13 protein-coding genes are annotated in these 12972 nt (G+C 71.2%); 11 read left to right on the forward strand and 2 right to left on the reverse strand.

Going from position 1 to position 12972, the window contains the following annotated elements; genetic code table 11:
- Window positions 1–31 precede the first annotated feature (31 nt).
- From AWQ68_RS03970 to AWQ68_RS04010, 9 genes are all read left to right on the forward strand, one after another.
- Complete coding sequence (locus AWQ68_RS03970) at window positions 32–1393, forward strand: LCP family protein (RefSeq protein ID WP_245655736.1); 1362 nt, start codon at window positions 32–34, stop codon at window positions 1391–1393.
- Between the two features lie 97 nt (window positions 1394–1490).
- Window positions 1491–2498 (forward strand): sulfate ABC transporter substrate-binding protein, encoded by a 1008-nt coding sequence (locus AWQ68_RS03975; protein ID WP_066934780.1) that lies wholly within the window; start codon window positions 1491–1493, stop codon window positions 2496–2498.
- 58 nt (window positions 2499–2556) lie between these two features.
- Window positions 2557–3402, forward strand: coding sequence for a sulfate ABC transporter permease subunit CysT (gene cysT, locus AWQ68_RS03980; RefSeq protein ID WP_066934783.1), 846 nt, complete (start codon window positions 2557–2559; stop codon window positions 3400–3402).
- Window positions 3395–4270: a sulfate ABC transporter permease subunit gene (locus AWQ68_RS03985; protein ID WP_218006761.1), complete on the forward strand. Its 876-nt coding sequence runs from the start codon at window positions 3395–3397 to the stop codon at window positions 4268–4270. Before cysT ends, AWQ68_RS03985 begins: the two co-directional genes overlap by 8 nt.
- 1 nt (window position 4271) lies before the next feature.
- The gene (locus AWQ68_RS03990; RefSeq protein WP_066934786.1) at window positions 4272–5237 is read left to right on the forward strand and encodes a sulfate/molybdate ABC transporter ATP-binding protein; all 966 of its coding nucleotides are present in this window, start codon (window positions 4272–4274) and stop codon (window positions 5235–5237) included.
- Between the two features lie 12 nt (window positions 5238–5249).
- Window positions 5250–5642, forward strand: coding sequence for an RrF2 family transcriptional regulator (locus tag AWQ68_RS03995; protein ID WP_066934788.1), 393 nt, complete (start codon window positions 5250–5252; stop codon window positions 5640–5642).
- Between the two features lie 97 nt (window positions 5643–5739).
- Window positions 5740–7254, forward strand: a complete 1515-nt coding sequence (locus tag AWQ68_RS04000) for a serine/threonine-protein kinase (RefSeq protein WP_066934790.1) — start codon at window positions 5740–5742, stop codon at window positions 7252–7254.
- Between the two features lie 115 nt (window positions 7255–7369).
- Entirely contained in the window at window positions 7370–8287 is a 918-nt protein-coding gene (locus AWQ68_RS04005) for an ATP-binding protein (RefSeq protein ID WP_066934794.1), read from the forward strand.
- Window positions 8288–8392: 105 nt separating this feature from the next.
- Entirely contained in the window at window positions 8393–8779 is a 387-nt protein-coding gene (locus tag AWQ68_RS04010) for an SCO5389 family protein (protein ID WP_066934797.1), read from the forward strand.
- A gap of 20 nt (window positions 8780–8799) precedes the next feature.
- Here the strand turns inward: AWQ68_RS04010 and rnhB are convergent, their stop codons facing one another.
- Together rnhB and AWQ68_RS04020 are read right to left on the reverse strand one after the other, a co-directional pair.
- Window positions 8800–9468 (reverse strand): ribonuclease HII, encoded by a 669-nt coding sequence (gene rnhB, locus AWQ68_RS04015; RefSeq protein WP_066934800.1) that lies wholly within the window; start codon window positions 9466–9468, stop codon window positions 8800–8802.
- 1 nt (window position 9469) lies between these two features.
- Window positions 9470–10423, reverse strand: coding sequence for a LysR family transcriptional regulator (locus tag AWQ68_RS04020; RefSeq protein WP_066934803.1), 954 nt, complete (start codon window positions 10421–10423; stop codon window positions 9470–9472).
- 149 nt (window positions 10424–10572) lie between these two features.
- Here AWQ68_RS04020 and AWQ68_RS04025 point away from each other — a divergent pair, with 149 nt between their 5' ends.
- Window positions 10573–11865: a pyridoxal phosphate-dependent aminotransferase gene (locus tag AWQ68_RS04025; protein ID WP_084463624.1), complete on the forward strand. Its 1293-nt coding sequence runs from the start codon at window positions 10573–10575 to the stop codon at window positions 11863–11865.
- Between the two features lie 159 nt (window positions 11866–12024).
- Window positions 12025–12669 carry a GNAT family N-acetyltransferase gene (locus AWQ68_RS04030; protein WP_066935573.1) on the forward strand — a complete coding sequence of 215 codons (645 nt, stop codon included), beginning with the start codon at window positions 12025–12027 and terminating at the stop codon, window positions 12667–12669.
- Window positions 12670–12972 lie beyond the last annotated feature (303 nt).

Here is a 12972-nt window from a genome sequence, read left to right on the forward strand (position 1 = left end):
GCCACGGATACCCGGACGTGGAGTGCTGCGGATGCGGATCGACTGGCGGAACCTCGGACAGGCACTGGGGCTGACCCTCGCCTCGGCCATGGTCTGGGGGATCGCCCACCTGGCTGCGGGCCGCACCCGAACCGGCCTCGTGCTCGCGGGCGCGTACACGCTGCTCCTCGGGACCGTGTTCACCGCTGTCACGGCGTTCCGCTCCGCGCTGCTGGATCTTGTCGTACGACCGAACTGGCTGACCGGCCTGATCGCGACGGCGCTGGCGATCGGGTTCTGCTGGTCGGCCGTCATCGTCTCGTCGTACCGGGTGGTGCGGCCGGCGGACCTCGACCGGGTGGAGCGCGCCATCGGGACCGGGGCGGTCGCGCTGCTGTGCCTGCTGGTCACCGTGCCGATGGCGTTCGCCGGGCGGCTGGCCTACGTGTCGCGGGACGTGCTGCTCACGGTCTTCGACGGAGGGGCGCATCGGCCGGACCCCTGGGCCGGGAAGCAGCGGGTGAACATCCTCCTCGCCGGCGCGGACGCGGCCGGCAACCGGCCGGGCGCGCGGACCGACAGCGTGACCGTCGCGAGCGTGGACACCCGCACCGGCGACACGGTGCTCTTCGGCCTGCCGCGCAACCTGGAGCACGTGCCGATGCCGCCCGGCCCGGCGCGGGACGCCTTTCCCAAGGGGTTCACCGGCGACGGCGACGATGAAACGCCCGGCCTGCTGAACGAGGTGTACCAGTGGGCCGAGGACCACCCGCGGATCGCCCCCGGCCCGCCCAAGGACCGCGGGATGCGGCTGCTCAGGGACACCGTCTCCGGCATCCTCGGGCTGCGCATCGACTACTACGCCATGCTCGACATGAAGGGCTTCGCCCAGATGATCAACGCCATCGGCGGGGTCACGGTCACCATCAGGCAGGACATCCCGTACGGGCTGGAGGGCGGCGTGCTGCAGGCGGGCCGGCGGCGCCTGGACGGGCAGCAGGCCCTCTGGTTCGGCCGCTCGCGTACGGACAGCGACGACTACGTGCGGATGGCCCGGCAGAAGTGCCTGCTCAACGCGGTCGCCAAGCAGGCCGACCCGATGGCGGTGCTGCGCGGCTTCGAGCAGATCGCGGACGCGACCAAGCGCTACGTCACGACGGACGTGCCGCAGGACATGCTGCCCGCGGTACTCCAACTCTCGGAGAAGATCAAGACCGCGCACATCCGGAGCCTGCAGTTCGTGCCGCCGCTGGTGAACACGGCCCACCCGGACTGGGGCCTCATCCGGCGCGAGGTGGCCACGGCCCTGCGCCCCCAGCGACCGGGACACTCAGGGCACGCGGCGCGTTCCCCTCAGCCGTCGCCGCACCCGTCGTCGCGGAGCACTCCCCAGTCGCTCGACAACATCTGCTGATCCTCGCCGAAAAACCTATCGGGCTTGACGGGAATATGACCCTGGGCTTCAATATCTGCTAAGCCGACTTATTTAGTAGGAAAAGCAGGGAGAAGCCATGAGCGTTCGCAGGCTCCGGGGGATCACGGCCGCCGCCGTCGCGACCACCGCCCTGATCACGGCCTGCGGGGGAGGCAGCGGTTCGGGGGGAGACGGAAAGGTCAAGCTGGCGCTCGTCGCCTACTCCACCCCGCAGGCGGCTTTCACGGAGATCATCGCCGCCTTCCAGAAGACTCCCGAGGGGAAGAACGTCACCTTCACCCAGTCGTACGGCGCCTCCGGCGACCAGAGCCGCGCGGTGGCGTCCGGGCTCAAGGCGGACATCGTCGAGTTCTCCCTGGAGACCGACATCACCCGCCTGGTCAAGGCCGGACTCGTGGCCGAGGACTGGAACAGCGGCGCGACCAAGGGCATCCTGACCAAGTCGATCGTGGTGATCGGCACCCGCAAGGGCAACCCGAAGAACCTCAGGACCTGGGACGACCTGGTCAAGCCCGGCGTCGAGGTCATCACCCCGAACCCCTTCACCTCCGGCGCCGCCCGGTGGAACCTGCTCGCCGGGTACGGCGCGAAGTCCGACAAGGGCGCGAACCAGGAGGCCGGGCTCGCCTACCTGGACAAGCTGCTGCACAACGTTCCGGTCCAGGACGACAGCGGACGCAAGGCGCTGCAGACCTTCACCGTCGGCAAGGGCGACGCACTGCTGACCTACGAGAACGAGGCGATCTTCGCCCAGCAGAACAAGCAGGAGCTGGAGTACGTCGTCCCCGACGCCACGCTCCTGATCGAGAACCCGGTCGCGATCACGAAGAACTCGGCCCACCCCAAGGAGGCCGCGGCCTTCCTCAAGTACCTCTACTCCGTCGAGGCCCAGACGATCTTCGCCAAGAACGGCTACCGCCCGGTGGTCGACGGCGTGAACGGCTTCACCTGGCCCAACCCGCCGCAGCTCTTCACGATCCGGGACATCGGCGGCTGGGACACGATCACCAGCGAGTTCTTCGACCCGAAGACCGGCAAGGTCGCCGAGATCGAGCGCAAGCTCGGCGTCGCGACCGAGAAGTGACCGCCATGACCGGCCGGAGTGATCCCCGCCAGGGGTCCCACACGCTTACGGGGTCGACATGAGCGTGGAAACCCCCTCCCGCACCGCTCCCCCGCCGCGCGCGGGGGCGCGGCGCCGCCGGCGCGTCTCCGGGGGCACCGCCCTCGGCCTCGGCTCCGCCGTGCTGTACCTGAGCCTGATCGTGCTGATCCCGCTCGCCCTCGTGGTGGTGCGGTCCACGGACGAGGGGCTCGGCTACTTCTGGAAGGCGGTCACCACGCCCGACGCGTGGGCCGCGCTCACCCTCACGATCGGCGCCTCGGCGGTCGTCGCGCTCGTCAACCTCGTCCTGGGCACTCTCATCGCCTGGGTGCTGGTCCGCGACCGCTTCCCCGGCAAGGCGATCGTGGACACGCTGATCGACCTGCCCTTCGCCCTGCCGACGATCGTCGCCGGTCTGGTCCTGCTCGCGCTGTACGGCCCGGAGAGCCCGCTCGGGGTGAACCTGGCCTACAGCAGGGCCGGCGTGGGGCTCGCGCTGCTCTTCGTCACGCTGCCGTTCGTGGTCCGCACGGTGCAGCCGGTGCTGATCGAGCTGGACAAGGACATGGAGCAGGCCGCGGCCTCGCTCGGGGCGAGCCCGTTCCAGACCTTCCGGCGGATCATTCTGCCGAACCTGGTGCCCGCGATGCTGTCCGGCACCGCGCTGGCGTTCACGCGCGCGATCTCGGAGTTCGGCTCGACCGTGCTGATCTCGGGCAACCTGCCGTTCAGGACCCAGGTCGCGGCGGTCAACATCTTCAGCCAGATCGAGGGGGACAACACCACCGGCGCGGCGGCGATCTCGACGGTCCTGCTGGTCGTGGCCCTGGTCGCCCTGCTGGCGCTCGACCTCCTGCAACGATGGGGGAGCCGCCGTGGCTGAGTCCGGAACGATCGACACGAGCACGGTCGACACGAGCACGGTCGACACGAGCACCGGCACCACCGCCCAGAACGGCACGCGCGGCGTCTCCAGGTACGTCCTGCGCGTGATCGCCGTCGGCTACCTGTTCTTCCTGCTGGTACTCCCGGTCGCGCTGATCGTCTGGCGGACCTTCGGCGACGGCCTGGGCCCGTTCGTCGAGGCGCTGACCTCGTCCTCGGCACTGCACGCGTTCCAGGTCACCCTCGTCGTCGCGCTGTGGGCGGTCGCCCTGAACACCGTCTTCGGCGTCGGCGCCGCCCTCCTGCTCGTCCGGCACGACTTCCCGGGGAAGCGTCTCCTCGGCGCGTTCGTCGACCTGCCGATGGCGGTGTCCCCGGTCGTCGTCGGCCTCGCGCTCATCCTGCTGTACGGCAGGTTCTCCCCGGTGGGCGGGCTGCTGGAGAGCTGGGGCCTGCAGATCATCTTCTCGACGCCCGGCATGGTGCTCGCCACGGTCTTCGTGGCGCTGCCGCTCGTGGTGCGGTCCGTCGTCCCCGTCCTGGAGGAGCTCGGCGACGAGCAGGAGCAGGCCGCGCACACGCTCGGGGCGAGCCGCTTCCAGACGTTCCTCCGCATCACGCTCCCCGGCATCCGCTCGGCCCTGGCGTACGGCGTGGTGCTGTGCCTGGCCCGCTCCCTCGGCGAGTACGGCGCGGTCGCGGTCGTCTCCGGACGTCTGGTCGACCAGACCCAGACCCTCACCCTCTTCGTCGAGGAGCGCTTCCAGAACTTCGACCAGCCGGCGGCGTTCGCGGCGGCCACGGCGCTCGCGCTGCTCGCCGTCGTCACCCTGCTGCTCACCAGGCTCCTGCGCCCAAAGGACTGACATGGCCATCGAAGTACGCGACGTGAACAAGTCCTTCGGGACCACCCCCGTGCTGCGCGACGTCTCCGTGGACGTCGCCTCCGGATCGCTGACCGCCCTGCTCGGCCCGAGCGGCGGCGGAAAGTCGACGCTGCTGCGCGTGATCGCAGGGCTGGAGCACCCCGACACGGGGACCGTACGGATCTCCGGTGTGGACGCGACGCGGCTCTCGCCGCAGCGGCGCAACGTCGGTTTCGTCTTCCAGCACTACGCCGCCTTCAAGCACATGACGGTGTTCCGCAACGTGGCCTTCGGGCTGGAGATCCGCAAGCGGCCCAAGGACGAGATCCGCAGGCGGGTCATGGAGCTGCTGGAACTGGTCCACCTGGAGCGGATGGCCGACCGCTATCCGTCCCAGCTCTCCGGCGGCCAGCGCCAGCGGATGGCCCTCGCCCGCGCCCTCGCCGTCGAGCCCGAGGTGCTGCTCCTCGACGAGCCGTTCGGCGCGCTCGACGCGCAGGTGCGCAAGGAGCTGCGGACCTGGCTGCGCCGCCTGCACGACGAGGTCCACGTCACGACCGTGTTCGTCACCCACGACCAGGAGGAGGCGATCGAGGTCGCCGACACCGTCGTGGTGCTCGCCGACGGCGCGGTGGAGCAGGTCGGCAGCCCGTCGGACGTGTACGACAACCCGGCGAACCCCTTCGTCATGCGCTTCCTCGGCCCGGTCACCGAGATCGGCGGGAGTCTCGTCCGCCCGCACGACATCGAGATCAGCACGGAGCCGCGGCCGGGCGGCGACGAGGCGTCGGTCACCCGGGTGGTCCGGCTCGGCTTCGAGGTGCGGGTGGAGCTCCTGGTCGACGGCCGGGAGGCGTGGGCGCAGGTGACCCGCGGCACCGCCGAACAGCTCGCGCTGGCCCCGGGCGCCACCGTCCACGTCCGGCCCACACCGGGCGCGCGGTCGCTGGCCCTGACCGGGGCGTGACCCCGACGGCACATGCGGCTTTCCGCCCGTACCCAGTACGCCCTGCGCGCCGCAGTGGAGCTCGCGGCGGCGCCACCCGGTCCCGTGCCCGCGGAACGGATCGCGACCGCGCAGGACATCCCCCGCAGGTTCCTCGACAACATCCTGCTGCAGCTCCGCCGGGCCGGGCTGATCAACAGCCAGCGCGGCCCGGACGGCGGCTACTGGCTGGCCCGGCCCGCCGACCAGATCTCCCTGGCCGACATCATCGTGGTGATCGAGGGCGTGTCGCAGGAGAGCGAGCGCTTCCCGGGGGTTGCCGGGCCGCTCGCGGGCGTCTGGACCGCCCTGCGCGAGTACGAGCACACCACGCTCACCGAGATCACCCTGGCGCACATCGCGAGCGGGTCTCTCCCGCCTTTGTAGTGTTCGCGATGGTTCGTGGCAAAGATCCACAGAGCGTGTGCTTCATGTGCAAGACTCCCGATCCAGTCATGTTCGCCGTTGCGCAGAGGCAGGCGGGATGGGAACTCCGGGGCAGCTGATCGTCCGGCGCTACCGGCTGGTACGGGCCCTCGGACAGGGCACGACCGGCGTCGTCTGGGAGGGCCGCGACACCCTGCTCGACCGGCCCATCGCCGTCCGGGAGGTGCTGCTCCCCCCGTGGCTGCGCGAGGGCCGCCGCCTGGAGATCACCCGGCGACTGGCCGGCGAGGCCCGCCAGGCCGAGCGGCTCCGGCACCCCAACATCGCCGCCGTCTACGACTACGCCGAGGACGAGGGCATCCCGTACGTGGTCATGGAGCTGGTCCGCTCCCGCTCGCTGGACGGCGTGGTGGCCGGCGACGGACCGCTGCCCGCGCCGCGCGCCGCCGCCGTCGCCCGCCAGGTGCTCTCGGCCCTCGCCTACGCCCACGCCGCCGGGGTACGGCACGGCGACGTACGGCCCGCGAACGTCCTCCTCGGCCACGACGGCCGGATCCTGCTGGCCGACTTCGGCGCCTCCGTGCTCGCGGCCGACCCCGCGTTCGCCCGGGAGGCCGCCGGTCGCTCCCCCGCGCACGGAGCCCCGGTCAGCGCCCTCCGGAGCGCGTTGGCCTTCCTCGCTCCGGAACGGCGGGACGGCGTCGGCCCCACGCGCGCGGCCGACCTGTGGGGCCTGGGCGCGACCCTCTACGCGGCGGTCACCGCCCGGCCTCCCGTGGCCGAGCGGGGGGCCGATCTGGCTTCGGTGCCGGAGGCGCTGCGCCCGGTGGTGGGCGGCCTCCTGGCCAGGGATCCGCGCAGGCGGCTCGACCCCGAGGACGCCGACCGCCTGCTCGCCGAGTTGGAGCCCCCCGCCGAGCCGCCGGTCACGACGCGGAGCCGTACGCGACTGGTCACGGGAGTGGCGACGGCGGCGGTGGTCGCCGGGGCGCTGGGCGGTTGGGCGGTGCTCCGGCCCGGCGCCACCGTGGACGCGGCGCGGATCCCGCTCGCCGGGCCCCTCGACCCCACCTCGGCCCAGACGTCGGCGGCAGCGCTGACGTCGAGCGCCACGCCGTCGCCCGAGCCCGTACGCGCTGCCAGGCTGAAGCTGCGGTGGTACCGGCCGAGCCCACCCGACCACGGATGGCGGGCGGCGGTCCCCCGCGGCTGGACCCGGTCCCCGGGCAGCCCGTACCGGTGGCTTGATCCGGCGGGGGACGCGCGGTTCGAGATCGAGATCACCCGCCAGCGCGGAACCGACCCCCTCGGCTCCCTGCGTGAGGCCGAGGCGGTCCTCTACCCCGACGTGAAGGCCTACCGGCGGCTCGGCCTCGCCTCCGTGTCCAGCGAGTACGGCACGGCCGCCGACTGGGAGTTCACCTTCCGGCCCGGCCCGTCGCAGGCGCGTACCGGCCTGAAGAGGGGCGTGACCTATCACCAGTTCCGGCGGGTGCTGTCCACGGAGGCGACTACGAGCGTGCTGACGTGGACGACCACGGCCGAGGACTGGGAGACGCTGCGTCCCACCTTGTCGAGGATCGTCACCCTTTTCACCCCGCCCACGGCCTGACGCCGGCTCTCCACCGCCCCTTCCTGCGCGGTTCTCCTTCGCGAACGCCCTCGCCTGTGACATCATCACGCTTGTCGCTGGAAATGATTTTCATAACCATGTTAAGGAGGGCAGCATGCGAGTGGCGTTCGTCGGCAAGGGCGGCAGCGGCAAAACGACGTTGTCGTCGCTTTTCGCGAGATATGCCGCGCAGATCGGCACAGTCGTCGCCATCGACGCCGACATCAACCAGCACCTCGGCCTGGTGCTCGGCGCGGCCACGACGCCGCGCCCGCTCGGCGGGATGATCGGCGAGATCAAGGAGTACCTCCGGGGCGACAACCCCCGGATCCGCGACGCCGCCTCGATGGTGAAGACCACCCCACCCGGCCGGGGCTCCCGGCTGATCCGGCTGGACGACCCGTTCTTCCCGTCGGTGCGGGTCGAGGGCGTCGCGCTGATGGTCACCGGCCCGTTCGAGGAGGAGGACCTCGGCGTCGCCTGCTACCACTCCAAGGTGGGAGCCGTCGAGCTCTACCTCAACCACCTCGTTGACGACCAGGGCGAGTACGTCGTCGTCGACATGACCGCCGGGGCCGACTCCTTCGCCTCGGGGCTGTTCACCCGGTTCGACGTCACGTTCCTGGTCGCCGAGCCGACCAGGCAGGGCGTGAGCGTCTACCGGCAGTACCGCGATCACGCGGCCGACTTCGGCGTCGCCCTCGCCGTCGTCGGCAACAAGGTTCAGGATCAGCGCGACGTCGACTTCCTGCGCGAGCACGTGGGAGACGACCTGCTCGCCTGGTTCGGGCACTCGCCCGCCGTTCGCGCGCTGGAACAGGGGCGCCCGTTCACGCTGGACGACCTGTCGGGCGACGACCACGACGCGCTCGCCATGCTGCTGAAGCGGGTCGACGCGCAGCCCAAGGACTGGCGGAGGTTCGGCACGCAGGCGGCGGAGTTCCACCTGCGCAACGCCCGGGCGTGGGCCGACCGCGCCACCGGCGAGGACCTCTCCACCCAGATCGATCCGGAGTTCGTGTACGGCCCCTAGCCCGGCAACTTGTCGCCTCCGCGACATCTGGAGGCGCGTCCTCCCGGCCTAGCGTCACGCTCTGAGGCAGGCCAGTCCTTTTCATCCCTTTCGAGAGGAGAAATCATGTCCCTGACCGTTTCCACCGAACTGCTCGACCAGGCCCGCACCGGCGAGGTCGACGACGCCGCGTTCGTCGCGTGCGTCCGCGACTCGCTGCCGTACGCGTGGTCCGTCATCAGCGGCCTGGCCGAACAGCGCGACCGCTCCGGCGCCGAGTTCGCCGACAACGAGGTGCCCCCGCCGGACGAGGCCGCCCGCGGCCAGTTGCTGCGCTGCCTGGCCAGCGACGCGATGCGCGGCGCGCTCGAACGCCACTTCGGCGTACGGCTCGCCTTCCAGAACTGCCATCGCGTCGCGGTGTTCCACCCCGCGGCCGCCGAGGCGTACGACGAGTTCGTGACGCCCCGGGCCCAGATCCTCAACCAGAAGCCCGAACTCGTCGACTGCTGACGGGGACGATCGGGCGGCGGTCAGCCGAAGAGGGAGAGCTGGCCCTCTCCGGCGAGGGCGTTGCGGTGCCGCTTGAGATGCCGCCACTTCGGCAGGTCGTCCATGTACGACCACGACAGGCGGTGGTGGGGCGTGGGCCCGAGCTCCGCCAGCGCCTCCTGGTGCGCGGGTGAGGGATACCCGGCGTTGTCGGCGAAGCCGTACTCGTCGTAGCCGAGCGAGGCCATGAGCGCGTCCCGCCGGACCTTGGCGATCACGGACGCGGCCGCGACGGACACGCAGGAGAGGTCGGCCTTCGTCTGGCACCGCACCGCCCAGGGCGAACCGAGGTAGTCGTGCTTGCCGTCCAGGATCACCGCGCCGGGCCGCTCGGGCAGTTCCGCGAGCGCCCGGCGCGCGGCGCGGCACAGCGCCTCGGTCATGCCCAGCGTGTCGATCTCCTCGACCGACGCCTCGCCGTACCCGATGCCGACGGCCCACGCCTCGATCTCGGCGACGAGGGCGGTACGGCGGGCGGGGGTCAGCAGCTTGGAGTCGGTGAGGCCGTCCGGCGGCGGCGACATGTCGGTCACCACGGCGCAGACCGCGACCGGGCCGGCCCAGGAGCCGCGGCCCACCTCGTCGACGCCGGCGACCGTACGCGCTCCGGAGGAGCACAGAAGCCGCTCCAGATCATAAGTTGGACTCACATCAGGACAAGCTACTGTCCCGGTCGCGGGACACGCGTAGATAGCCGAGATCGGCGGCGAGATAGCGGGCGGCCACGTGGAGAGCGCGCAGCGTGGCCGCCACCGAGGGCCGCTGAACGCTCGACTCCCGGGCCACCGCGTACACCCGGCGCTCGATCGGCGAGCCGGGGAACTCCCGTACCACGACGCCCCGCACGCCGGCCGCGAGCGCGAGGGCGGGCACGGCGGCGATGCCGATGCCCTTGGCCACGAGACTGAGGATCGTGCCGAGCCCCTCGAACTCCCAGGCGATCGGGGGCAGCCCGCCCACGTCGGCGAGCAGCCGGTCGACGGCGGTGCGGGACGGCTCGCCGTCGGGTGTGGCCATCCACGACTCCTCGCGCAACGCGGCCAGATCGACCGGCACCGAGGTGTCGGCCATCGGGTGGCGGCGCGGCACGACGAGCACCAGAGGGTCGGTGAGCAGGGGGAACGCCTTCAACGTCGCCTGGCCGTGCACGCGTCCCCACCAGTCATCCACCAGGGCGATGTCCACCTCGCCCGACTCGACCTCGCGCAGCCCCCGTCCGGAACGGCTCTGCCGCAGCCGCAGCGACAGCTTCCGGTGACGCCGCAGCGACTGGGCGAGCGCGGGCGCGAAGGCCACCGCGGCGGTCGGGAAGGCGGTGACCACGACCCTCCCTGAGGGGGTGGACGCCTGCGCGGACAGCTCCGACTCCGCCGTCTCGACCATGGCGAGGATGCGCTCGGCGTGCGCGACCAGCCGCCGGCCGGCGTCGGTGAGCTCGGCGCTGCGGGACGTGCGGTCGATCAGGACCGCCCCGGCCTCCCGTTCCAGCGCGGCGAGTTGCTGCGAGACCGCCGACGCGCTGTAGCCCAGGGACGACGCGGTGGCCGCGATGCTCCCCCTCCTGGCGAACTCACAAATCAAGATCAATCGCCTTAAGTCGAGCATCGGTTTTCCTTACTCCTACCACCGAAAAGCCTCGCTTGTGCTGATGCCTATACCCAACCACTCTGGGAACGTTCCGAACACACCGGGCCTATCCGGCGATTCTCTAAAACGGGATGAGGGCCGCCGGAATCCCAGGAAAGGCAACCCCAATGAATGTCACCCTGTCGGCCACGCTGGCGGCCAACGAGGACATCGAGCGAAGACGCCGCGCCGGGCAGCGAGTGCTCCACCTCGCCTTCGGCGAAGCCGGCCTGCCGGTCCACCCCGAGCTCCGCCGCAGGTTGTCCGAGGCCGGCGGCAGCAACAGCTACGGGCAGGTGGCCGGATCCCCCGAGCTGCGCGAGGCCGTCGCCGGCTACTGGTCGCGCCGCGGCCTGCCGACCGACCCCGGCCTCGTCGCGTGCGGCCCCGGCAGCAAGGCGCTCCTCTTCGGGCTCATGCTCGCGCTGGGCGGCGACATCGTGCTTCCCAGGCCGAGCTGGGTCAGCTACGCCGCGCAGGCCGAGATCATCGGCGTCCGCCCGATCATGGTCCCGGCGCCCCCCGGCGAGGGTGGGGTGCCCGACCCCGATCTGGTCGCCTCCGCCGTCCTGCACGCGCGGGCGCAGGGCCGTACGGTGACGGCGCTGCTGGTCACGCTGCCCGACAACCCGACCGGCCGGCTGGCCCGCCCCGAGACGGTACGGCGTCTCGCCGAGCTGGCCCGAAGCCTCGACCTGACCATCATCTCGGACGAGATCTACCGCGACCTCGTCCACGACCCGGTCGCGGCGTACACCAGCCCGGCCGAGATCGCGCCCGAGCGCACGATCATCACCAGCGGGCTGAGCAAGAGCCTGGCGCTCGGGGGCTGGCGCATCGGCGTGGCCCGGCTGGTCGACCACCACCTGCGCGACCGGCTGCTCGCGGTGGCCAGCGAGATCTGGTCCAGCGCGGCGGCCCCGGTCCAGCACGCGGCGGCGTACGCCTTCACCGAGCCGGGCGAGCTGGTCCAGCGCGTGGCGGAGAGCAGGAGGCTGCACGGGATCGTGGCCCGCGCGGTCGCCGACCGGTTCGTCAAGGCCGGGGCGTCGGTCGCGCAGCCGCAGGGCGGTTTTTACCTATATCCGGAAATTCCGGGTTTCTCGTCGTCGGCGGAGCTGACCGCGACCCTGATCGAGGAGCACGGCATCGGCGTCCTCCCCGGCACGGCCTTCGGCGACCTGCCCGCCGCGCCGCGCGTCCGCGTCGCCACCAGCCTCCTGTACGGCGAGACCGCCGAGCAGCGGTTGGCCGCGCTGCGGGCGGACGATCCGCTCGCGCTGCCGTGGATCGCGGAGGCGCTCGACCACCTCGAACGGGCCCTCACCACCCTCGCCGAAACCCGGCATGTTCGGGGAGGTGAGGCCGCTTTCGGGGCCTCGTCACACATCACCGTGGGGGCTGCCACGCCCGCCTGGTGATCGTTTCCAAATTTTTACTCTCCGTGGCCGCCGATCATGCCCACACTCACCGCCCTGACCTGCGGTTATACGGCTAGCCTGGATGCTTCACCGGAGGCTTCGAAAGATGTCTCCTACCATTTGGCACCGAGAGCGTACTCGAGCCCTCATCATGTGCTCATGCCCGCTTTTGTCACCCTGTCCGGGCGCTCCGTGCGCCTGGAACCGCTCAGCCTCGCGGTCGTCGACGACCTCGTCGCCGCGGCGAGTGAGGACCGTTCTACCTACGCCTTCACTCGCGTTCCCGCAGGCCGGGAAGAGATGGTCTCCTACGTGGAGGCCGCCCTGGCTGAGCAGGCGGAGGGCCGTACGCTGCCCTTCGCCATCCGGTGGCTGCACACCGACCGCGTGGTCGGTGCCACCCGTCTGATGCACCTGGAGTACTGGCAGGGCCCCATGCCCTGGCCGCCGGGCGCCAAAGGCGTGGTGGGCGAGGTCCCGTCCGTGGCGGACATCGGTTACACCTGGCTGGCGGCGTCAGCCCAGGGCACCGGTGTCAACAGGGAGAGCAAGTTCCTGATGCTCTCCCACGCCTTCGAGACCTGGCAAGTACACCGGATCACCCTGAAGGCAGACGTACGCAACAGCCGATCCCGGGCCGCCATCGAGGCCCTCGGCGCACGCCTGGACGGCGTGCGACGAGCGGACAGCCGAGGCGCCGACAACACGGTCCGAGATACCGCGTACTACTCGATCCTCAGCCCTGAATGGCCGGCGGTTCGAGAACGGCTCCTGGCGAGGCTCGGCCTCGTCGTAGCCGCCTGACCTTCCATCCACGGACCACCACACGAAACGACGCGGCCCGTCCTCTTCGCGAGGACGGGCCACGCTCGTTTCCGGGCCCAGGCCGGCGGGATCGAGGACGGTGCGGGCGTAGCGGCGCATTTTTCCGTTCTTCCGCTTTCGAGGACGGTCCCCCGGCCGACGCCCCGCGATAAGCCGCCGTTCCTCCAGGGTTCTTTCACCGCTCTGCCCGCCATTTGCCCCCGTCGGGAAAAGGAAGAAGTCCCCCGCCGGGCACCCCACGCCCGGGGAGGACCTCGCCATATCGCCAGAGCATGGCCGCCC

This window comes from Microtetraspora fusca (genome assembly GCF_001570365.1).
Taxonomy (GTDB): domain Bacteria; phylum Actinomycetota; class Actinomycetes; order Streptosporangiales; family Streptosporangiaceae; genus Microtetraspora; species Microtetraspora fusca.